Here is a 21,400-nt window from a genome sequence, read left to right on the forward strand (position 1 = left end):
TCTAAGTGCTGACATAATAATTACCTCAAATATAAGTAATATATTAAATCAGCATTTTCTTACGGGTCAACATCTTTCACTAGGCGCTTGATCGCATCGCAATATTCTTCGCATGGACGATTTCAACGCGGTAGGGGCTTAAACGTGACAGACACCCTATCTGCCATAAATTCCAAACAGACAGTTTGAAATCAACAGAACCGGCAGCGTTAGCGACGCGTGGTGCTTTTAGCTTGGAAATTTCTTGTATCACCGAAATGAAGAAACCCGCCTGTCGGCGGGTTCCGTTGATTAATGTATTAGAGTTCTGGACAGCCGCGTTCGTTCGCGAATGTGATGCGCTCCGGTCCTCGGCGGGTGAAGCCTTGGACGACGACGCGACCGGGGGTGACGCGCACGATTTCGGGGTCGCGCAGGCCTGCCTCGCGGGCGGCGGCGCGGGCTTCGCGTTCGCCGCAGCCACGCATGCGCGGAGGTCCTCGTCGGTCCATGTCGCGGTCGCGATCACGTATAACCGGGCGAACGCCGTCGGGGCCGATCCGCAGCTCCATGTCCTGCGCACTTGCGTGAATAGGCGCGGCAATGGACACCAACGCGATGCCGAGTGCCAGGCCGGCGGTTTTCATTGACTTGATCATGTTCCCTCACTCAGCCGAAAACCGGCGGAAGCTCGTGTGTTTGCGAGGGGAAAACGCGGTCGGGCTTCGTTTGTTCCTTGAGCAGGAGACATCTCGAGACCGCGCGTTTACAGGCGCGTCGGGCTTCCCGCGCTGCGGAAAAGACATAAATCGTTAACCACGTTCATTACAATTTTATCGAATTTGCAGAAGTCGTTCGCATTTTTGCCACGTTATGCACAAGATTAAGCGACTGTTAGGTGCTTCGATGGCAGGGGCATGCATCGAGGCAAATGAGGGTGCGGTTCTCCGAGCCTGCAAGCAGCGTGGGGCAGACGATTTGAAATCTACGGTCAAGAAACTCGGCATCAACGCCAGATCGGGCGTGAAGTGGCTTGCAATTTCCGTGCTTTGCGCCGCGACAGCCTCGTGTTCCACCACCTCTGAGACCAAACCGAAGCAGAAGCGCAGCAAGGAATATTTCTCCGAATCGGAATATGGCGTCAAAGCCAGCCCGCGCGTGGCCGACGGCCAGAACATTCCCAAGGGCGGCGGGCGTGAGCTTCTCGGCAATGCATATACCGTCAAGGGCCGACGTTATTTTCCGAAGGAAGAGCCGGGTTACAACAAGACCGGTCTTGCCTCCTGGTATGGTTCCGCCTTCCACGGCCGCCTGACGGCAAATGGCGAGGTCTATGACAAGGAACATCTTTCCGCTGCGCATCCGACATTTCCCCTACCGAGCTATGCGCGCATCACCAATATGGAAAACGGTGCATCGGTTCTGGTGCGCGTCAACGATCGCGGACCCTTCCATGAAGGTCGCCTGATCGACGTTTCCAGCAAGACCGCAGATCTTCTCGACATGAAGGGCACTGGAACGGCGAATGTGCGGGTGCAATATGCAGGCCGCGCGCCGCTTGATGGGCACGACATGCCTTATCTGATGGCGTCCTATGTTCCGAAGGGCTCTCGTTCTCCGGGTGTTGCGCCGGAAGGGCAGATCGCGACTGGTGTCATGGTGGCTTCGGCTTCGCCGAATTTCGTGCCGGCCCCGACATCAAACCCGAATTACGGTGCTTCGACGCAGACGGCGCTGGTTGGTACCAAAAAGAATGCAGCGCTCCAGGCCATGCCGCTGGTCAACGGCCCCGCACCGGCCTTCGAACAATTTGCAATCCTGCCGGAAATCGGTCCGTTCCTGGCGGAACGCCCGGAAGGCAATTTCACGCGTGAGCCGGCAGCACCTGGCGGCAACTATCTGCGCGTGCCAACGCCGTCGTCCAAATATGCAGCGGCTTATTCCGAGGAGTCCTCTGCGGTTTCGAGAACGTCACGTGCGTTCGACAGCGTGCTCGTCGATCGCGGAGCGCTCAACGAGGATTCCATACTTGCCCATGCGAAGCGTCAGCAGGCGAAGACGCGCTGACGGGTTGAAGAGTTTATGGCTGACTTGCGTTTTCGTCGCGAGCGGCGGGTTGCGGCAGGGAAAGCTGGGCGGTTTCATGCACAAGGCCATTCATCGTTCTTTTCTCCCGGTCGCGGCAGCGCTCGCATTTGCGTTTTTCGGTAACGGTCCGGCGCAAGCGCAAACGCAAACAGCACCTTTCATCGCCAAGGCCGAACAGGCCTATATGATCGATGCCGAAACCGGCACGGTGCTGCTTTCCCAGAATGAAAATCAATCCTTTCCGCCCGCTTCGCTTGCCAAGCTGATGACTGTTGAGGTGATGCTGGATGCGCTGGCCAAAGGGCAGGTAACGCCCGAGACAGCTTATCCCGTTTCTGAATATGCCTGGCGCACGGGTGGTGCGCCGTCGCGGACCTCGACCATGTTTGCAGCGCTGAAATCTTCCGTCAGCGTCAACGATCTTCTGACTGGAATTATTGTGCAGAACGCGAATGATGGCTGCATCATTGTCGCCGAAGGCATGGCAGGGTCCGACTCCGCTTTCGCCAAGCGCATGACGGTGAGAGCCGGCGAACTCGGCATGAACCGCAGTGTCTTTGCCAATTCGACGGGTCTTCCCGATCCGGGCAACCAGACGACCGCGAAGGATATGGTGCTTCTCGCCCAGCATCTGCGCGATACCTATCCCGATCGCTATGGGCTTTTCACCAAGCCGGATTTCGAATGGAACCGGATTTTCCAGCGCAACAAGAACTCTCTGCTGGGTAACGGCATAGACGGTCTCGGGCTTGGTTTTGCGGAAGGCAGCGGTTTCGCAGCTGTCGTTTCGGCCGAGCGGGAAGGGCGCCGGGTCTATCTGGCGCTTGGCGGCATCGCCGACGACAAGACGCGCCAGGACGAAGCACGCCGGGTGGTTGACTGGGGGCTGACGGCCTTCGAAAAACGCCATCTTTTTGCAAAGGACGAAGCTGTAGGTTCGGTCAGCGTCTACGGTGGCGATGTCTCGCATATAGACCTGTCGCCCCGGGAAGATGTCAGCGTGCTGGTACCGGTCAATAATCCCGAGCGTATTTCCGGGCGGATCGTCTATCGCTGGCCGCTCAATGCACCGCTCGACACTGGTGCGAATGTCGGCACACTCAAGGTTTTTTCGGGCGAAAGGCTGTTGCGGGAAGTGCCGCTTTACACGAGAACGGCAGTCGGCAAGGGCACGTTGACGCAGAATGCAGCCGGGGCGCTCAAGGAATTGCTGCTGTTCTGGCTCTGATGCCTATCCCGCAAGCCGCAACTTTCCCTATGCTTTTGTTCAGACATCGGATTTTCTGAAAAGCGCTTCACACTTTTCGGTTCGATGCTGTAAACAGGCATTTCGATATTTCTGAGAATTCCTCACAGGACGTGACATTGGACGAAAAGACCGGATTGTTCATCAGCTTCGAGGGCGGCGAAGGCGCTGGCAAGTCGACGCAGATTCGCACGCTTGCCGAGGCGCTTCGCGACCGTGGTTTCGATGTGATCGTAACCCGTGAGCCGGGTGGTTCGCCGGGGGCGGAGGCCGTTCGCCATGTTCTGCTGTCGGGTGCTGCCGAATCCTTCGGCGTGCGCATGGAGGCAATCCTGTTTGCGGCAGCGCGCAACGACCATGTCGAGGAGGTCATTCGCCCGGCACTGGAACGTGGCGCAATCGTGCTTTGTGACCGGTTTCTTGACTCCTCACGTGTCTATCAGGGTACGACCGGCAATCTGGAGCCGGATTTCATCGAGACGCTGCAACGCGTTGCTATTGATGGCGTTGTACCGGAACTGACGTTGATCTTCGATATCGCCGCCGAAAAGGGCCTTGCCCGGGCCAGAAAGCGTGCGGATGAGGGTGCCGCACCGGACCGTTTCGAAAAAGAGCAAATCGAGACCCACGAGAAGCGGCGTGAAGCCTATCTGGATATTGCGCTTGCCGAGCCGCGTCGTTGTCGGATCGTCAATGCCGATCAGCCGGAAGACAAGGTGACGGAAGACGTCATGTCATTTGTCGAGCCTTTGCTCGAGCGGCTGGAGACTGCGGCGGGCACGGCGCATGAGTGAGGTTCAGGGCGTTCTCGACGGCGCAATTGCGCCGCAGCAGAACACGAAGCTTTTCGGCCATGGCGAAGCGGAGGCGTTTCTTGCGCAGTCCTATCGCTCCGGCAAGGGCCACCATGCGATCCTGATCGAAGGCCCTGAAGGCATTGGTAAGGCAACACTCGCTTTCCGTTTCGCCAACCACGTACTTACCCATCCCGATCCAGCCACAGCACCGGATTTCCTGGCCGATCCCGATACGGAATCGCTTGTCAGCCGGCAGATAACGTCGGGTGCGTCGCATAATCTGCTGCATCTGACCCGCCCGGCGGATGAAAAGACCGGCCGCGTGAAATCCGCCATCACGGTGGATGAGGTGCGGCGGGCAGGGCACTTCTTCTCGCAGACCTCGGGCACCGGCAATTGGCGTATCGTCATCATCGATCCGGCTGACGATCTCAATCGCAATGCCGCAAACGCCATTCTGAAAATACTGGAAGAGCCGCCAAAGCGGGCGATGTTCCTCGTTTTGTCGCATGCGCCGGGCAAATTGCTGCCGACCATCCGCTCGCGCTGCATGCCGCTCCGGCTGCTGCCGCTTTCGGATGCGGATATGGTGCAGTCGCTCGATCATCTCGGTATCAGCCCGGCTGGCGAAAAGCGGGATGCGTTGCTTTCCGCCTCCAAGGGCAGCGTCGCGCAGGCGTTAAAACTGATGAATTACGGCGGCTCCGACATTGTGGAGGCGCTCGCCTCCGTCATGACGGCCGAAGGGCCCGGTGCACGCAAGCAGATGCACAAGCTTGCCGAAGTTCTGGCACAGAAGGATGGCGATATCGTTCTCGGCTTCTTCATGGAGCACGTGACGGAGGAGTTGATGGCGCGTGCGAGAGCGGCGGCGATGGCCGGTGATATCGCGGCGGCAGAGAAACATGCGCGCCTTTCGTCGACGCTTTCGGAACGCATTACCGTGGCGCAGGCCTATAATCTCGACAAGAAGCAGATGGTGCTTTCCATTCTGGAAGATGTTCGCGGCGTGTGAGACCCAAGAGATCGAACGGAACGTACGCTTTTGCTTTCGCTGTTGCGAACAATCGTTTAAGAGCGGTCTATCCAAAAAACAGCCTGTAAAGTCGATAGACCGTCATGACAGACAAGACACCCTTCTACATCACCACCGCAATCTCCTATCCTAACGGCAAGCCGCATATCGGCCATGCCTACGAACTGATTGCGACGGATGCCATGGCACGCTTTCAGCGCCTGGACGGAATGGATGTTTTCTTCCTGACCGGCACCGACGAACACGGCCAGAAGATGCAGCAGACAGCGCGGGCGGAAGGCATTTCGCCGGAAGAGCTGGCGCAGCGCAATTCCGACCAGTTCCGCGAGATGGGCAAGCTGCTCAACGCCTCGAACGACGATTTCATCCGCACCACGGAAGAACGTCACCACGAGACCTCGCGCAATATCTGGAACCTGATGGCCGACAGCGGCGACATCTACAAGGACAGTTATGCCGGCTGGTATTCAGTGCGCGACGAGGCCTATTACGGCGAGGACGAGACGGAAGTGCGCGCCGACGGCGTTCGCTATGGGCCGCAGGGCACGCCCGTCGAATGGGTCGAGGAGGAGAGCTATTTCTTCAAGCTCTCGGAATATCAGGACAAGCTGCTGAAGCTCTACGAGGAGAACCCGGATTTCATCGGTCCCGCTGAGCGTCGCAACGAGATCATCTCCTTCGTCAAATCCGGCCTCAAGGACCTGTCGATTTCCCGCACGACATTCGACTGGGGCATCAAGGTTCCTGATGATCCGAAGCACGTCATGTATGTCTGGGTCGATGCGTTGACCAACTACATTACCGCTACGGGTTACATCGAAGACAAGAACGGTCCGCGCGCAAAATATTGGCCGGCCGACGTGCATATCATCGGCAAGGACATCATTCGCTTCCACGCGGTCTATTGGCCGGCCTTCCTGATGAGCGCCAAGCTGCCGCTGCCCAAGCGGGTTTATGCGCACGGCTTCCTGCTCAACAAGGGCGAGAAGATGTCTAAGTCGCTTGGTAACGTCGTCGATCCGGTCAATCTGGTCAACCATTTCGGTCTCGATCAGGTCCGCTATTTCTTCATGCGCGAAGTCTCCTTCGGCCAGGACGGCAGCTATAGCGAAGAGGGCATCGCCACCCGCATCAACGCAGATCTTGCCAATGGCATCGGCAATCTGGCCAGCCGCTCGCTGTCGATGATCGTCAAGAATTGTGACGGACAGATCCCGACGCCCGGGCCGTTGACCGATGAAGACAAGGCGATGCTCGCCTCCGCCGACGGGCTTCTGGCACTCTGCCGTGAGGAAATGGGCAAGCAGCTCATCCATCGCGCGCTTGCGGCCATCATCGCCGTCGTTTCGGAAACCGACCGCTATTTCGCGTCGCAGGAGCCGTGGGCTCTGAAGAAGACCGACCCAGAACGAATGGGCACCGTTCTTTATGTGACGGCGGAAGTCGTCCGCCAGATCGGCATTCTGTTGCAGCCCTTCATGCCGGGATCCTGCGAGAAGCTGCTCGATCTCGTTGCTGCCCCTGCCGACAAACGGGATTTTGCCGCACTCGGCGAAGCCGGACGTCTGGTTCCGGGAACGCCGCTTGAGGCACCGAAGCCGGTCTTCCCGCGTTACGTCGCACCGGAAGCGTGAAGGCGACGACCATGCTGATCGATACGCATTGCCATCTGGATTTTCCCGATTTCGAGGCTGAGCGCGACGATATCATCGCCCGCGCCCATGCTTCCGGCGTTGCCCAGATGGTGACGATCTCGACCCGGGTGCGCCGTCTGCCCGAGCTTCTAAAGATTGCGGAAAAATATCCGTCGGTTTTCTGCTCGGTCGGCACGCATCCAAACAATGCCGACGAAGAACTCGACATTTCGGCCGACGAGCTTGTGCGGCTTGCCGAGAGCCACGACAAGATCGTGGCGATCGGCGAGGCGGGGCTGGATTATTTCTACGACACGCAAAAGCCGGAAGACCAGAAGACCGGCCTCGTTCGCCACATCGAGGCGGCAAGGAGAACGAAGCTTCCGCTCGTCATCCACAGCCGCAGCGCTGATGAGGACATGGCTGCGATTCTGCGTGAAGAAAGCGACAAGAGTGCTTTTCCCTTTATTCTGCATTGCTTTTCCGCAGGTCCCGATCTCGCCAAAACCGGCGTCGAACTTGGCGGTTACGTATCCTTTTCCGGCATTCTGACGTTCCCGAAATCGCAGGATATCCGCGATATTGCAGCCACCGTGCCGCTCAACCGTCTGCTGGTGGAAACGGATGCGCCTTATCTCGCGCCCAAGCGTTGGCGCGGCAAGCGCAATGAGCCTTCTTATGTGGTGAACACGGCGGAAGTGCTGGCCGAGGTACATGGCATCTCGTTCGAGCGCATGGCCGAAATCAGCACCGAGAATGCTTTCCGCTGCTTTTCGAAGATGACAAGGGTGTAGGCGTGGCAATCTACCGTCGCCGCTTTACGGTTCTCGGATGTGCGTCGTCTCCCGGCGTGCCGCGCATCAACGGCGACTGGGGCGCCTGCGATCCTGAAAACCCCAGGAATCGGCGTACTCGTGCGGCCTTCATGGTGGAGCAGATCGGACCCGATGGCGGTAAGACCACCGTCGTCATCGACACCGGGCCTGATTTTCGCGAGCAGATGATTGCCGCCAAAGTGGAGGCAGTCGATGCGGTTCTATACACTCATGCCCATGCCGACCATTTGCACGGTATTGACGATCTGCGCATCTATTTCGCCATTCAGCAGAGCCGCATTCCGATCTATGCCGATCCAGTCACCATGGCGCGCATCTGGGATGGTTTTGCCTATTGCCTGGAAACGCCTCCGGGCAGCAATTATCCGCCGATCGTCGAGCCGCGGATCATCGCCGATATCGACGCGACCCTGATCATCGACGGGGCAGGCGGGTCGATACCTTTCAACGTGCACATGCAGCAGCATGGTGACGTGCACTCGCTCGGCTTTCGGATTGGCAATGTCGCCTATTGCACCGATGTCAGCGATTTTCCGACCGAAAGCGTGCCCAAGCTTGCCGGTCTCGACGTCCTCGTCATCGATGCGCTGCAGCACCGTTATCACCCCAGCCATCTCTCGCTCGAACAGGCGCTCGGCTGGATCGATAGATTTGCACCCAAAAGGGCGATCTTGACCCATATGCACATTCCGCTCGATTATGACACGGTGATGCGCGAAACGCCTGATCATGTTGAACCGGCTTACGACCAGATGCGTTTCGAAGTCGAACTTGAGATTGAAGCGCCCTAATACCGCCTGAAAAGGAACAGCATGTCGACCCGGCCTTTCCGTGCACCCAGTATGGCGAGCTTCTTCGACAATCTGCGCTCCAGTCGCCTGCGGGCGATGTTCCGGCGCGGCGAGCTGGGGCTGGTGGCTCTCGCCGTCCTCATCGGCATTGCGGCCGGCCTTCTGGTGGCGCTGATCGGTGGATTGAGTACGGCCCTTCATGTGCTGGTCTTCGGTGTCGAGCGGCTGAGCAGCAGTGAACTCTCCGGCTGGATCGTGCTTGCCGGGCCAGTCATTGGCGGCATCGTACTCGGCCTGATCCTCTTCATTCTTTCGAAAACCCGCAAAAAGCCAATGGTCGACCCCATCGAGGCAAATGCGCTGCATGGCGGCCGCCTGTCGCTGACGGACAGCATCATCGTCTGCGTGCAGAACATCGTCTCAAACGGTTTCGGCGCATCTGTCGGGCTTGAGGCAGGCTATACGCAGATCGCCAGCGGTGTCGCTTCCAAGATCGGCATCAAGCTAAAGCTGAGACGAGGAGACATGCGCATCCTCGTCGGCTGTGGTGCTGCTGGTGCCATTGCCGCTGCCTTCAACGCGCCTCTGACCGGGGCATTCTATGCCATAGAACTCATCATCGGCACCTATACCGTCGTGACACTCGCGCCGCTCATTGTCTCGGCGCTGGTGGCCAGCATCGTGGCAGGGCTCATCGGCGGACATGGCCTGTCCATCGATATCTATGATGCCAGCCGTGTGACGCCGCCGGATTATGTACCGGCCATCTTTCTCGGCGTGGTATGTGCGTTTATCGGCATCGTGCTGATGCAGACGGTCTCCCTTATCGAGGAAACGGCCCGCAAAAGCGCCATTCCCGGCTGGCTGCGTCCAACAATCGGTGGCGTGGCGGTGGGCGCACTTGCGCTGATTTCACCGCAGGTCCTGTCGAGCGGCCACGGTGCGCTCCATCTCAACATCGATGCCGATCTGACGATTTACGGGCTGGCCGGGCTTTTCCTGCTGAAGGCTGCGGCGAGCGCGATTTCCATCGGCTCGAATTTCCGCGGCGGTCTGTTTTTTGCCTCGCTGTTCATGGGCTCGCTGGTCGGCAAGATTTTCGCACTCTGCGCACCCTATATCGGCTATGGCTCGACAGCACCCGTGGTCTACGCCGTGGTCGGCATGAGTGCTTTTGCCGCCGCCATTATCGGCGGTCCTCTGACGATGACGTTTCTGGCGCTGGAACTGACCGGAGACTTCCAGATCACGGCTTTGGTGCTGGCGGCCGTTATCACGACATCGCTCGTGGTACGCACCACCTTCGGTTACTCCTTCGCCACCTGGCGTTTTCATCTGCGGGGCGAAAGCATTCGCAGCGCCCACGATATCGGCTGGATCCGCGACCTGACGGTGGGCAAGATGATGCGCGCCGATATTCGCAAGGCCAATGTCAGCATGGGTCTTCCCGCCTTCAAGGAGAAGTTTCCGCTAGGCTCGACGCAGCGGGTTATCATGACACATGACGACGGGCGTTATGCCGGCATGGTCCTGGTGCCGGAAATCTACGCCGATCCGATGGATCGCGATCCCTCCAAGATCAGCCTCGAGACCTACCTAAATTACAAGAACGACGTGCTGCTGCCGGCGATGAACGCACGTCAGGCGGCGGCAGCCTTCGATGCTACCGAAAGCGAAGCTCTGGTTGTCGTCAACGACAAGATCGAAAACCGACCCGTGGGCCTGCTGACGGAAAGCCATACGCTGAGGCGGTATAGCGAAGAGCTCGAGCAAAGGCGCCGGGAGGCATCAGGAGAGTTATAAATCACATCAGGAAACTGCGCTTATATGTTGAAATAAATAGTTTTATCGCGGTTTATATCTTGGGAAACAGACTTGTGATTTTCCAGTGATGTCGCATGGGCTAACTTGGCATCACATTGTGAAGCAAGCTGTCATTCGCCGCAGCGGATGCGATTTGAGTAGTCAAAGGAATAGACCATGGATGGCGGCAACTTCGATCTCAAGGAGGAAATCCGCGATTATTGGTCGAAAAGATCAGAGACTTTCGATCTGGCCTTTGGACACAAGATAGCAGCCGGCGCCGAGGCCAATGCATGGCAGAAGCCGATCCGCGACCTGGTGGGATCTGAGCCGAAACATATCCTTGAACTGGCCTGTGGCACCGGCGAGGTGACGCGGCTTATTCATGATCTCGGCCACGAGGTCACGGCACTCGACTTTTCAGAAGCGATGTTATCCGTAGCGCGCGCCAAACATGCGGGAAAACCAAGGCTACGTTTCGTGATGGCGGATGCCGAAAACACCATGGAGCCGGATGCGTCCTATGATGCGATCATCTGCAGGCATCTGGTCTGGACACTGACGCAGCCTGAGGAGACCTTCCGCGAGTGGTTCAGGCTGCTTCGTCCGGGCGGTCGGCTCTTGTTTTTCGATGGTGACTGGGCAACGCCAAAACCGGCAGGGCGTCTCGCCAGCCTTTTGATCCGGCTCATCGATCTTTCGGTGGGGGCCGACAAGAATTACGATGGTGCCCAAAGCAGCCATCATGCCGCAATCATGAAGGCGCTTCCGTTCGGGCAGGGGTTGCGCCCGCAGATGCTGACGCCGCTCCTGATCGCCGCCGGCTTTACCGGCATCGAACTGCACTCACATGCCCCGATTGCGAGAGCGCAGCGGAAAAACACCAACCTGCGCAACAGGCTGCGAACTTTCGTCTACCGTCGTTTCATCCTGACCTGCCGCCGTCCTTGAAACGGGACTGGTAATGGGAAACGGGAAAGGTGAGGGGCCGAATGTGAAATCACACAACCACAAACTCAGCGGTCCTTTACAATAGCACCACCCGAGAAATGGTCGCGGTACCAGGGCAGAAACCATATTGCGAGCGGGCCGAAGACCATGCGATAGAGCGCTTGCGTAAAAGTCAGTCTTTCGCCGGTGCGCCGGACGACCTTTAATCGCATTAGCAGTTTTCCGGGAGTTGCCATGAAGGCGCTGCTTTCGAAGGCCGGGAAATAGCAAAACAACACGGATGCCAGCCATAAAAGCGTTACGCCCATCAGAGGTGTCGGCGGTTGCCCCGCTGGAGCGTCCATATATTGCGGTAGCCACTCTGCGGCGATGAATGTCGGTGCAAACGCCACACTGATGAGCAAGATGAGATCGACTATTCCTGCGACGATGCGTTTGAAGACCATGTTTCATCCCTGGACGTGAATCTGACTCGAATAAGATGATTGTACAAGCTATCTACAGAAAACACCCGAAAGCGCTGTCATTCTTTCCAAGCGCCTTTGACGCAAGGAAACGAGCTCCATGACTGCTCCACTCGTCATCTACGCGGATGGTTCGTACGACCCCGTTGCATTATCGGGAAGCTGGGCGTTCATCGTGTTTGAAACCGAGCGGCAGATCCATGCTGCGCGAGGAACGGAAATCGGACTTACGAACAATTCGTTTGAAGTCATGGCGGTCATGAATGCACTTTTATGGCTCGATGCACAGGCTCCAGGCCGGCCAGCCAAGCTCTGGACAGACTCCGCTCACGTGATGGAAGGTTGCCATCGCTGGCGCGAAATCTGGCGGAGCAACGGGTGGAAACGCATCAATCCAGATTCGCGAAAACGCAAACGACAGATACCAGATGGCGGTCTGTGGCAGAATGTGGATCGTTTGCTCCTTTGTAATCCGAACGTCGAGATAGCGTGGTGCAAGGGACATTCCGGTATAGCCGGGAACGATCTCGCGGATGCTTTGGCCCGTGCCAAGATGGTGGATGGGGGCAATTAGTCTCACGCCAACCGGTCTATAGACGCCCGCCAGCAGCTTGTTCTTGTTGAAGTAGCGGAGCTTCAAGCTGTCCGTGCATGAACAAAATTGGGGCGTTATCAGCCCTGCAATCCACGCCAGTATGGTGCCGCTGTTCCTCCTTAAATTGCCGTCCCATCTCTCCGCCAAGGCTCGGCAATTCGTTGTGGCAACGAGAGCATAAAAAATCCCAGCTGGGTTGACTCATTTATGAAACCGGTTACATTTCCTCATGTAAACGGTTTCATCGGTTAAAAACCGTGCTTGGAGGAGCAAATTTTCATGTTTAAACATTTGATGGCTGCTGCCGCTATGGTGCTGGCGGCGGGCACGTCCGTGCATGCTCAGGAACAGAGCTTCAAGATCGGTCTTTCCAATTCTTTCGTCGGCAGCGAGTGGCGCACGCAGATGATCGAGGAAGCTCAGGCTGCCGCAAAGGCGTGGGGCGAAAAGGGCGTGAAGGTCGAAGTCGTCGTTCAGAGCGGTAATGTCGATGTGCAGGGGCAGATCGGCCATATCCGCAATTTCATGAACCAGGGCGTTGATGCGATCCTCATCAATCCGGGCAGCCCGACTGCCTTTGATCCGATCTTCGCTCAGGCGAAGGCACGCAACATTCTCGTCATCGCAACCGACGCGGAAGTGTCTTCTAAGGACGCGATCTATGTCGGCATCGACCAGAAGGCCTGGGCGGCACAGTCCGCACAGTGGCTTGCGGATTCGCTGAAGGGCAAGGGAAGCGTCGTCGCGATCAACGGTATCGCCGGCAATCCCGCCAACGAAGCCCGCGTCGCCGGTTACCGCGAAGTGTTCAAGAAATATCCTGATATCAAGGTGCTGAACGAAGCCAATGCGAGCTGGGATCAGGCGCAGGGCCAGCAGGCGATGCAAAACCTTCTCGCCACGTATCCCGATATCAGCGGTGTGTGGGTGCAGGACGGCATGGCCGACGGCGCATGGCGCGCAATCGAAGCCGCCGGCAAGACCAAGGACATCGCCGCGACAGGTGAAATCCGCAAGGACTTCATGACGCGCTGGGAGAAGGAAAAGTTCAACTCCGGCGCCTCCGTCAATCCTCCGGGTGTCATGGCCAGCGCGCTCAACGTTGCGGTTCTGAAGCTGCAGGGCAAGGAATTCAAGGACGGCATTTTCGGCGGTACCTACGGCAACGCCATCTATATTCCGATCCCCTTCGTCAGCAACGACAACCTCGCGGACAACATCAAGTCCGCCGAAGGTAAGCCGGGCTATTGGTCCGTCACGGCAACCGTGACGCCGGAACAGGCTGGCGAGTTCTTCAAGTAAGATCAGTCTCGGGCTGGCCGCAAACGCCAGCCCGAAACCTGAAATTCGAATGTGGACCGCGTATTGCGCGCGTCCGCCAGTGACGAAGCACAATGACAAGTAAAATTCGGGGACATGCGATGGCGAACGCTCTGGAAGCGGCCGGCATACAGAAGAATTTTGGCGCCGTGCGTGCGCTTTCCGACGGCAGGCTGACCGTTGGTCGCGGTGAAATTCACGCGCTGCTCGGTGCGAATGGTTGCGGCAAGAGCACGCTGTGCAAGATCGTTGCAGGTGCGGTCGCGCCGACCAGCGGCACCATCCGGTTCAAGGGCGAAAACGTGCGCTTCAAAAGCCCGCGTGACGCCGAAAATGCCGGCATTGCGCTGTTTTATCAGGAGCTAAGCCTCATTCCGCAGCTTTCCGTCGCTGACAATATTTTTCTCGGTCGCGAACCGAAGCGCGGCGTTTTTGTCGACAGCAAGGCCCTGAAAGCCGAGGTGCGCAGGCTGATCGCGCTGTTTGACGGTGTTGCCGGCACCGGTCTGGAGCCGGATGCGATCGTCGGCAATCTGCCGCCCGATCAGCGCCAGCTCGTCGAAATCCTGAAAGTTTTCGCCCAGAATGCCAGCCTCATGATCATGGATGAGGCAACGGCGGCACTTGATGGCCGCCAGTCCGAGCGTTTTTTTGAGATACTCAGAGCCAAGAAGGCGGACGGTATCTCCACCATCATGATTTCCCACCGGCTCGATGAGGTTTTTGCTGTCTGCGACCGCATCACCGTCATGCGTAACGGTGCGACCATTTCGGAACTCGACACCGCCGCTACCACCCGCGAGGCCGTGGTACATGACATGGTCGGCGATGTCCGCGCCGCGCCTGCCCGCCAGCAGGGACGCGCAGGTGCAGCGCCCAGCCTGAAGGTGACGGACGTTGCGGGCGAGGGTGTTCGCGGTGTCAGTCTTGAAGCCTATCCGGGTGAAATCGTCGGTTTGGCGGGATTGCAGGGGCAGGGCCAGTCGGCCTTGCTGAAGGGCCTGTTCGGCGCAAGCCCCTTTGCCGCCGGGCAAATCCAGTTCGAGAGCCGTGATGTCGCCATCGGCAAGCCTTCGCAGGCGGTTCATAACGGTTTTGCCTATGTATCGGGCGACCGCGGGCGTGATGCCTCGCTTCAGGGCCGGTCGATCTTCGAAAATCTTGTTGCAGCTCTGATGGTGCGCGAAAAGATGAGACTGGTCCGGCCCGCGACGCTGAAGCCGCGAGTGCAGAAGGTCGCGGACGACATGAAGACGAAGTTTGCCGGCATGGATATGCCTATCGGCACGCTCTCAGGCGGCAACCAGCAGAAAATCTTCATTTCCCGCTGGCTTGCCACCGCGCCGAAACTGCTGCTGCTCGATGATCCGACCAAGGGTATCGATCTTGGCGCCAAGGCCGATCTCTTCGCGCTGATGCGCCAGCAGGCTGACGCGGGCGCGACCATTCTTCTTTATTCCTCGGAAGATGCGGAAATCCTCGAATATGCCGACCGCATTCTCGTGTTCAACGGCGGACGCATTTCTGCGGAGCTGACCGGAGCCGACATGACATCCGTCAACATGACCCGCGCCGCCTATGGAGACGCCGCATGAATTCCCTCGGTTTTGTGCGCAAGCAACCCTGGATCATAACTCTTGTGGTTCTGGCCGTTCTCATCGGCGTCAACACGTTTCTGCAGCCGTCTTTCGTGCAGCCGGCCGTATTGCAGTCGAACCTGACGACATTTCTTCCCCTGATCCTGGTCGCCATCGGCCAGACCTATGTCATTCTGGCGGGGGATATAGATCTGTCGGTCGGAAGCATCGTAGCGCTCGCCAATGTCGTTACCGTCAGCGTCATCGCTGCACTTGGCGGAACGGCAGGTGCCGTCGTTGCAGGTATGGGAGCGGGTGTTGCGGTCGGGCTGATCTGTGGGCTGGTCAACGGCCTGTTCATATCCGGCCTGCGTTTCCAGCCCATCGTCACCACCTTCGCGACGGGCATCATCTTCGCCGGTCTGGCGATCTGGGTTCTGCCGCAGGCCGGTCTTCCCGTGCCCGAAGCCTATTGGCAGACCTATTCCGGCAGCTTCATCGGTTTGCCTTTCGTGCTGTGGATGCTGTTGGCTGGTATTGCCTTTACGCTCGTTGTGTCGCGCATTCCGTTTCACGTGCATTTGTTGGCCGTGGGCGGCAATCGCACGGGCGCTTTCCAGACGGGCCTGCGCCTCTCCGGCATTCGCATTGGCGCCTACATGATTTCCGGTCTGTTTTCAGCGCTCGCAGCGCTGTGCCTGACGGGCGAGACCGCCTCCGGCGACCCCTTGCTCGGTGCAAGCCTGGCGCTCTCCTCCATTTCGGCGGTCGTTCTTGGCGGCACAGCACTTTCCGGCGGCTTCGGCAGCTCGACAGGATCGATCGCCGGCGCGCTGGTGCTGGGCATGATCGGCAATGTGATTTTCTTTGCGGGCTTGCCCTTCGAGTACCAGACATTGGTGCAGGGGTTGATCGTGCTGACGGCACTTGCCGGCGGCGTTCTGGTGACGAGGCGTTGAGATGACAAATTCCGGTTTGAAAATCAAATCCATCATCACCGATCCGCTGACCATTGCGATTGGCGCGTCAGTCTTCCTGCTGCTGGTCGGCGAACTGTTGTCGCCCGGCTTCGCACAGGGGTCGCAGATCGTGCGGCTGCTGACGATCGCCGCCATTCTCGGCATCGTCGCGGCGGGCCAAAATCTTGTGATCCTCGGCGGACGCGAAGGCATCGATCTTTCCGTCGGCGCGATGATCTCGCTCGGCGCGGTCCTTGCCGGCAACATGATGAACGGACAGAATGTCGGAATACCGCTCGCCATACTGGTCGCAGGTGGCATTCCCTTCCTGATCGGCCTCATCAATGGCCTCGGCATCACCTTCGTTCGCATTCCGCCGCTGGTCATGACACTGGGCATGACAGCGGTGATCCAGGGCGGGCTTGTGGTCTATTCGCAGGGCGTTCCATCAGGTGCGGCGGCGCCGCTTCTGGCGGGTTTCATCAACCGGCCTCTCGTTTTCGGTATTCCCGGCGTCCTCTTCGTCTGGCTTGGCATTGCCGCGATCATGCTGTTCGTGCTGCGCCGCACGGCCTTCGGCTTCTCCATTTACGCCATCGGCTCCAACGAGCGGGCGGCGACCTTGGTCGGATTGCCCGTGTCTTTGATCCGCACGCTGCTTTACGGCCTGTCCGGCCTGTTTGCCGGTCTGACCGGGGTCTGCGTGATCGGTTATACCGGCACCTCCTTCATTTCTGTCGGCGACCAATATGTCCTTCCATCGATCATCGCTGTTGTCATCGGCGGCACTTCGCTTGCCGGTGGTGCGGGCGGATATATCGGAACCATGGCCGGGGCAGTTGCGCTCACCATTCTGCAAAGCGTACTGATAACGCTCAACCTCGATGTATGGGCCCGGCAGATCATATTCGGTGTCACGTTACTTGCGCTGATGCTGCTTTATGGCCGCCAAAAGCAGTTGCGTGTGTGACAGATGAGCAAAGACCAAGGTTCGAATATCAGGGAAGTTGCAGCTCTCGCGGGCGTTTCAATTGCGACCGTGTCACGGGCGCTGCAACAACCCGACAAAGTCCGCCCGGAAACGAGGAAGAAGGTTTTCGATGCCGTCAGGCAGGCAAACTTTGTTCCCAACGCCCAGGCCGCAAGCTTCAGGCGTCAATCCAACAATACCGTCATTCTTCTCGTTCGCGATATCGGCAACCCGTTTTATCTCGAGATCTACAAGGGCGTGGAGGAAGCGGCGGGGGAGGCGGGCTTCAAGGTGCTCATGGGCGACGCCCGTAACGACGAAAACCGCGTGGCGACACATATCGACATGGTCAGGCAGAAACATGCTGACGGCCTCATCCTGATGACCGGCCAGTTTCCTTCAGAGCTTCTCGGTCAGGGTGACGCGCTGCCGCCGATCGTCATCGCTTCGGAAACCGTGCCAGGCATCGCGCTGCCCACCGTCAAGGTCGATAACCGCGCCGCGTCCAAAAACGCCGTGCATCATCTGATCGAAGCAGGGCACACGAAGATCGCACATCTCGCCGGACCTTTTCCGGAAAGTCTGGCACAGGAGCGTTTCGAGGGCTACCGCGACGCGCTTGAGGAAGCGGGTATCGGTTACGCGGATGAACTCGTCGTGACAGGCGATTACAGCATCGAAGCCGGTAGACAGGCGATTGCCGGACTTCTCGAAAACGGCATTTCCTTCACCGCCATCTTCGCCTCGAGCGACCAGATGGCGATTGGCGCGATCAGCGAGCTGCGCGGGCGCGGGCTGTCCGTGCCGACCGATGTCTCGGTTATTGGCTTCGACGATATAATTTTCGCCAATGCTTTCGAACCACCGCTAACTACAGTGCGCCAGCCCCGGCAGGAAATGGGCCGCAAAGCCATGGCGCTGATGGTCGACCGGCTTAATGGCAAACGCACGGCCGAAACCATCGTGCTGGATACGGAACTGGTGGTGCGCGGCTCGGTCGCGCCCTGCCGTTCGCCGCACCGGTAGCGGCCAGACTGTGAATGCAAGGAGTGTAAGGACATGAAGACGATCAAAGGCCCGGCGATTTTCCTCGCGCAATTTGTCGGGGACAAGGCACCCTTCGACACGCTGGACAATCTCGGCCAATGGGCGGCTTCCCTTGGTTACAAGGGCATTCAGGTGCCGACCGATCCCAAGCTCTTCGATCTTGAGAAAGCTGCCGCTTCCAAGGCTTATTGCGATGATATCAAGGGACGTCTGGCCGAGACAGGCATCGAGATCACCGAGCTTTCAACCCATATTCAGGGTCAGCTCGTCGCTGTTCATCCTGCCTATGACGAGATGTTCGACGGTTTTGCGCCCGCCGAACTGCGCGGCAAACCGCAGGCGCGTCAGGAATGGGCGGTCAACCAGCTGAAGTGCGCGGCGAAAGCCTCGCAGCATCTGGGCCTCAAGAGCCATGCGAGTTTTTCCGGCGCGCTGGCGTGGCCTTTCGTTTATCCGTGGCCGCAGCGCCCCGCAGGTCTTGTCGAAATGGCCTTTGCTGAACTCGGCAAGCGCTGGACGCCCATTCTCGATACATTCGAGGAGAATGGCGTCGATCTCTGCTACGAGCTGCATCCCGGCGAAGACCTGCATGACGGCATTACCTTCGAGCGTTTTCTCGAAGCCACCGGCAATCATTCGCGCGCCAACATCCTTTATGATCCCTCGCACTTCGTGCTTCAGGCGATGGATTATCTTGATTTCATCGATATCTACCACGAGCGCATCCGGGCCTTTCACGTCAAGGATGCCGAGTTCAATCCGACCGGCCGGTCCGGCGTCTATGGCGGTTATCAAGGCTGGGTCGACCGGCCGGGGCGCTTTCGCTCACTCGGCGACGGGCATGTCGATTTCGGCGCGGTGTTTTCCAAGCTCACCCAATACGACTTCGAAGGATGGGCCGTGCTGGAATGGGAATGCGCGCTGAAACACCCGGAGGACGGGGCGCGTGAAGGTGTTGGCTTCATTGAAAATCACATCATCCGCGTGACTGAGCGGGCTTTCGACGATTTCGCCAAAAGCGGCGTCGATGATGCCGCCAACCGTCGCCTTCTCGGGCTTTGAAAGGGATAGACATGTCCTCCGCAACAGCAAGATTTAATAGCCGCCGCATTCGTCTCGGCATGGTGGGTGGCGGTCAGGGTGCCTTTATCGGCGCGGTGCATCGTATCGCCGCGCGGCTCGACGACCGTTACGAATTGGTCGCCGGTGCGCTTTCCTCCGACCCGGCACGCGCCAGCGCTTCGGCAACCCTGCTCGGCATTGCGCCCGAGCGGTCCTACGCTTCTTTTGAGGAGATGGCGTCGGCCGAGGCCGGTCGTGAAGACGGTATCGAGGCGGTCGCCATCGTCACTCCCAATCACCTGCATTTCGCCCCGTCCAAGGTCTTTCTCGAATCTGGCATCCACGTCATCTGCGACAAGCCCGTCACAGCGACGCTGGAGGAGGCCAAGGAGCTGGCGAATATCGTGAGGGCATCCGACAGGCTGTTCATCCTCACGCATAATTACACCGGCTATGCCATGTTGCGGCAGATGCGGGAGATGGTTGCCAACGGTGCCATAGGCAAGCTGCGCCATGTCCAGGCCGAATATGCGCAGGACTGGCTGACCGAAGCGGTTGAAAAGACCGGCGCAAAGGGAGCGGAATGGCGCACCGATCCGAGCCGCTCGGGCGCGGGCGGGGCAATCGGCGACATCGGCACCCACGCTTTCAACGCCGCCGCCTTCGTGACCGGTGAAATTCCCGCGAGCCTCTACGCAGATCTCACTTCCTTCGTTCCGGGCAGGCAGCTGGATGACAGCGCCAATATTCTGCTGCGTTACGAAAGCGGCGCGAAGGGCATGCTCTGGGCAAGCCAGATCGCTGTCGGCAATGAAAACGCCCTGTCGCTCAGGGTCTATGGCGATAAGGGCGGCCTTGAATGGCACCACCGCGTGCCGGACGAGCTGTGGTTCACACCTTACGGCGAGCCCAAGCGGCTGATTACGCGCAATGGCGCGGGCGCAGGCGCTGCCGCCAACCGCGTCAGCCGTGTGCCATCAGGGCACCCGGAGGGATATCTCGAGGGTTTTGCGACGATCTACCGTGAAGCCGCAGACGCAATCATCGCAAAAAGGGAGGGAAAAGCAGCCGCCGGGGATGTGATTTATCCCGGCATAGAGGACGGCCTTGCGGGTCTCGCATTCATCGATGCGGCCGTGCGGTCCAGCCTGACCTCGTCCTGGGTAGAGATCGACATATAGATCACTGGATATCGGGGACTGACGACGCAGGGCATCGGAGGTTGTGCCCAGCATTACCCGACTGATTGTTCGGAAGAGCACGGGCAGGCGTGTCGTCATATTGATCAAACGGAAAGGGAGTCACGCGTTTGAAAACGTTCAAGTCAAAATTCGCAAAGATGGCATTCGTCGTCGGACTGGCGGCCGGTATCGCAAATCCGGTTTTTGCCGATGACAGCAAGACGCTGCCGATTGCCGCGCAGATGTACACACTGCGCAACGCCGGAACGCTTGAGGAGCAGCTTGCCATCCTCAACCGCGCGGGCGTTTCCGCCGTGGAAACGGTGGATATGCAGAAGGTCAGCGCCAGCGAGCTGAACGCGCTTCTGGAAAAGCACAAGATCAAGGTCATTTCCTCGCATGTGCCGATCGACAAGCTTCGCGGCAATCTCGACGATGTCATCACCGAGCAGAAGGCTGTCGGCAATCAGGTCGTGACCGTGCCGTTCCTCAAGCCCGAAGACCGCCCCAAGGACGCCGCAGGCTGGACAGCCTTCGGCAAGGAACTTGGCGGATATGCCGACAAGCTTTCCGCGGCTGGCCTCTCCATGGCCTATCACAACCATGATTTTGAAATGGTCAAGTTCGACGGCAAGACGGCGCTTGAACTGCTGCTCGATGCCGCGGGCCCGAAACTGCAGAGCGAACTCGACGTCGCCTGGGTGGCGCGCAGCGGCAATGATCCGGCTGAGTTCCTCGGCACTCTGAACGGTCGGGTTTTTGCAATCCACGCCAAGGACAATGCACCGGCCGGCACGGCCGAAAACGAGCGCGGCTTTGCAACGATTGGCACCGGCGTTCTCGACTGGAAGACGATCCTGCCGGCGGCCAAACATGCCGGTGCACAATGGTTCATCCTTGAACACGACCTTCCGCTCGATGCCGAAGCGGTCGTGACCAAGGGCAACGCGTTCCTGAGCGAGCGCCTGCCGACCATTCAGTAAACACTACCAGTAAAACCAGAACCGCACCCCGGCGGCCGGTTTCGCCGGGGCGCATAAGGTTCGACAGACGCATGATGAAGT

20 protein-coding genes are annotated in these 21,400 nt (G+C 58.6%); 18 read left to right on the plus strand and 2 right to left on the minus strand.

Going from position 1 to position 21,400, the window contains the following annotated elements; genetic code table 11:
• Positions 1-299 precede the first annotated feature (299 nt).
• Positions 300-638 (minus strand): hypothetical protein, encoded by a 339-nt coding sequence (locus GH784_RS10145; protein WP_065702513.1) that lies wholly within the window; start codon positions 636-638, stop codon positions 300-302.
• A 319-nt stretch (positions 639-957) separates the two neighbouring features.
• Between GH784_RS10145 and GH784_RS10150 the strand changes: the two genes are divergently transcribed.
• From GH784_RS10150 to GH784_RS10190, 9 genes are all read left to right on the plus strand, one after another.
• Entirely contained in the window at positions 958-2,046 is a 1,089-nt protein-coding gene (locus GH784_RS10150) for a septal ring lytic transglycosylase RlpA family protein (RefSeq protein ID WP_065702554.1), read from the plus strand.
• 76 nt (positions 2,047-2,122) lie between these two features.
• A complete protein-coding gene (locus tag GH784_RS10155) occupies positions 2,123-3,295 on the plus strand; it encodes a D-alanyl-D-alanine carboxypeptidase family protein (protein ID WP_003515250.1) in 1,173 nt (390 codons plus the stop codon).
• 137 nt (positions 3,296-3,432) lie between these two features.
• On the plus strand, positions 3,433-4,107 hold the full coding sequence (gene tmk, locus GH784_RS10160) for a dTMP kinase (RefSeq protein WP_065702514.1): 675 nt from the start codon (positions 3,433-3,435) through the stop codon (positions 4,105-4,107).
• Positions 4,100-5,125 carry a DNA polymerase III subunit delta' gene (locus GH784_RS10165; RefSeq protein WP_038490997.1) on the plus strand — a complete coding sequence of 342 codons (1,026 nt, stop codon included), beginning with the start codon at positions 4,100-4,102 and terminating at the stop codon, positions 5,123-5,125. The genes tmk and GH784_RS10165 overlap by 8 nt, the downstream gene beginning before the upstream one ends.
• A 104-nt stretch (positions 5,126-5,229) precedes the next feature.
• Positions 5,230-6,780, plus strand: coding sequence for a methionine--tRNA ligase (gene metG, locus GH784_RS10170; RefSeq protein ID WP_003515246.1), 1,551 nt, complete (start codon positions 5,230-5,232; stop codon positions 6,778-6,780).
• Positions 6,781-6,791: 11 nt separating this feature from the next.
• Entirely contained in the window at positions 6,792-7,574 is a 783-nt protein-coding gene (locus tag GH784_RS10175) for a TatD family hydrolase (RefSeq protein WP_065702555.1), read from the plus strand.
• A 2-nt stretch (positions 7,575-7,576) separates the two neighbouring features.
• The gene (locus GH784_RS10180; RefSeq protein WP_065702515.1) at positions 7,577-8,407 is read left to right on the plus strand and encodes an MBL fold metallo-hydrolase; all 831 of its coding nucleotides are present in this window, start codon (positions 7,577-7,579) and stop codon (positions 8,405-8,407) included.
• Between the two features lie 21 nt (positions 8,408-8,428).
• Complete coding sequence (locus GH784_RS10185; RefSeq protein WP_013636093.1) at positions 8,429-10,210, plus strand: chloride channel protein; 1,782 nt, start codon at positions 8,429-8,431, stop codon at positions 10,208-10,210.
• Between the two features lie 177 nt (positions 10,211-10,387).
• Positions 10,388-11,161 carry a class I SAM-dependent methyltransferase gene (locus GH784_RS10190; RefSeq protein ID WP_065702516.1) on the plus strand — a complete coding sequence of 258 codons (774 nt, stop codon included), beginning with the start codon at positions 10,388-10,390 and terminating at the stop codon, positions 11,159-11,161.
• A 65-nt stretch (positions 11,162-11,226) separates the two neighbouring features.
• On the opposite strand, the gene GH784_RS10195 is transcribed toward GH784_RS10190, so the two are convergent.
• Positions 11,227-11,607 (minus strand): RDD family protein, encoded by a 381-nt coding sequence (locus GH784_RS10195; RefSeq protein ID WP_003515241.1) that lies wholly within the window; start codon positions 11,605-11,607, stop codon positions 11,227-11,229.
• Between the two features lie 118 nt (positions 11,608-11,725).
• On the opposite strand from GH784_RS10195, the gene GH784_RS10200 reads away from it, so the two are divergent.
• The 9 genes from GH784_RS10200 (at position 11,726) to GH784_RS10240 (ending at position 21,319) form a co-directional block, all read left to right on the plus strand.
• Entirely contained in the window at positions 11,726-12,199 is a 474-nt protein-coding gene (locus GH784_RS10200) for a ribonuclease H family protein (protein WP_065702517.1), read from the plus strand.
• Between the two features lie 300 nt (positions 12,200-12,499).
• Positions 12,500-13,522 (plus strand): substrate-binding domain-containing protein, encoded by a 1,023-nt coding sequence (locus GH784_RS10205; protein ID WP_003515239.1) that lies wholly within the window; start codon positions 12,500-12,502, stop codon positions 13,520-13,522.
• Positions 13,523-13,641: 119 nt separating this feature from the next.
• Positions 13,642-15,135 (plus strand): sugar ABC transporter ATP-binding protein, encoded by a 1,494-nt coding sequence (locus GH784_RS10210; RefSeq protein WP_065702518.1) that lies wholly within the window; start codon positions 13,642-13,644, stop codon positions 15,133-15,135.
• On the plus strand, positions 15,132-16,076 hold the full coding sequence (locus GH784_RS10215; protein WP_019566277.1) for an ABC transporter permease: 945 nt from the start codon (positions 15,132-15,134) through the stop codon (positions 16,074-16,076). Before GH784_RS10210 ends, GH784_RS10215 begins: the two co-directional genes overlap by 4 nt.
• Before the next feature lies 1 nt (position 16,077).
• The gene (locus tag GH784_RS10220; protein WP_003515236.1) at positions 16,078-17,046 is read left to right on the plus strand and encodes an ABC transporter permease; all 969 of its coding nucleotides are present in this window, start codon (positions 16,078-16,080) and stop codon (positions 17,044-17,046) included.
• Positions 17,047-17,049: 3 nt separating this feature from the next.
• Entirely contained in the window at positions 17,050-18,072 is a 1,023-nt protein-coding gene (locus GH784_RS10225; RefSeq protein ID WP_003515235.1) for a LacI family DNA-binding transcriptional regulator, read from the plus strand.
• A gap of 33 nt (positions 18,073-18,105) precedes the next feature.
• Positions 18,106-19,155 carry a sugar phosphate isomerase/epimerase family protein gene (locus tag GH784_RS10230; RefSeq protein WP_065702519.1) on the plus strand — a complete coding sequence of 350 codons (1,050 nt, stop codon included), beginning with the start codon at positions 18,106-18,108 and terminating at the stop codon, positions 19,153-19,155.
• Between the two features lie 11 nt (positions 19,156-19,166).
• Complete coding sequence (locus GH784_RS10235) at positions 19,167-20,336, plus strand: Gfo/Idh/MocA family protein (RefSeq protein ID WP_065702520.1); 1,170 nt, start codon at positions 19,167-19,169, stop codon at positions 20,334-20,336.
• A 128-nt stretch (positions 20,337-20,464) separates the two neighbouring features.
• A complete protein-coding gene (locus GH784_RS10240; RefSeq protein WP_194842960.1) occupies positions 20,465-21,319 on the plus strand; it encodes a sugar phosphate isomerase/epimerase family protein in 855 nt (284 codons plus the stop codon).
• The last annotated feature ends 81 nt before the right edge of the window (positions 21,320-21,400 follow it).

It is taken from the genome of Agrobacterium tumefaciens (genome assembly GCF_009649785.1).
GTDB lineage: Bacteria > Pseudomonadota > Alphaproteobacteria > Rhizobiales > Rhizobiaceae > Agrobacterium > Agrobacterium tumefaciens.

Excerpts from the sequence above, each read along its gene's own strand:
- metG (WP_003515246.1), top strand. The coding sequence starts at position 5,230 with ATGACAGACAAGACACCCTTCTACATCACCACCGCAATCTCCTATCCT.
- GH784_RS10165 (WP_038490997.1), top strand. The coding sequence starts at position 4,100 with ATGAGTGAGGTTCAGGGCGTTCTCGACGGCGCAATTGCGCCGCAGCAG.
- GH784_RS10230 (WP_065702519.1), top strand. The coding sequence starts at position 18,106 with ATGAAGACGATCAAAGGCCCGGCGATTTTCCTCGCGCAATTTGTCGGG.
- GH784_RS10210 (WP_065702518.1), top strand. The coding sequence starts at position 13,642 with ATGGCGAACGCTCTGGAAGCGGCCGGCATACAGAAGAATTTTGGCGCC.
- GH784_RS10225 (WP_003515235.1), top strand. The coding sequence starts at position 17,050 with ATGAGCAAAGACCAAGGTTCGAATATCAGGGAAGTTGCAGCTCTCGCG.
- GH784_RS10145 (WP_065702513.1), bottom strand. The coding sequence starts at position 638 with ATGATCAAGTCAATGAAAACCGCCGGCCTGGCACTCGGCATCGCGTTG.
- GH784_RS10175 (WP_065702555.1), top strand. The coding sequence starts at position 6,792 with ATGCTGATCGATACGCATTGCCATCTGGATTTTCCCGATTTCGAGGCT.
- GH784_RS10215 (WP_019566277.1), top strand. The coding sequence starts at position 15,132 with ATGAATTCCCTCGGTTTTGTGCGCAAGCAACCCTGGATCATAACTCTT.
- GH784_RS10200 (WP_065702517.1), top strand. The coding sequence starts at position 11,726 with ATGACTGCTCCACTCGTCATCTACGCGGATGGTTCGTACGACCCCGTT.
- GH784_RS10220 (WP_003515236.1), top strand. The coding sequence starts at position 16,078 with ATGACAAATTCCGGTTTGAAAATCAAATCCATCATCACCGATCCGCTG.
- GH784_RS10235 (WP_065702520.1), top strand. The coding sequence starts at position 19,167 with ATGTCCTCCGCAACAGCAAGATTTAATAGCCGCCGCATTCGTCTCGGC.
- GH784_RS10155 (WP_003515250.1), top strand. The coding sequence starts at position 2,123 with ATGCACAAGGCCATTCATCGTTCTTTTCTCCCGGTCGCGGCAGCGCTC.
- GH784_RS10190 (WP_065702516.1), top strand. The coding sequence starts at position 10,388 with ATGGATGGCGGCAACTTCGATCTCAAGGAGGAAATCCGCGATTATTGG.
- GH784_RS10205 (WP_003515239.1), top strand. The coding sequence starts at position 12,500 with ATGTTTAAACATTTGATGGCTGCTGCCGCTATGGTGCTGGCGGCGGGC.
- GH784_RS10195 (WP_003515241.1), bottom strand. The coding sequence starts at position 11,607 with ATGGTCTTCAAACGCATCGTCGCAGGAATAGTCGATCTCATCTTGCTC.
- GH784_RS10185 (WP_013636093.1), top strand. The coding sequence starts at position 8,429 with ATGTCGACCCGGCCTTTCCGTGCACCCAGTATGGCGAGCTTCTTCGAC.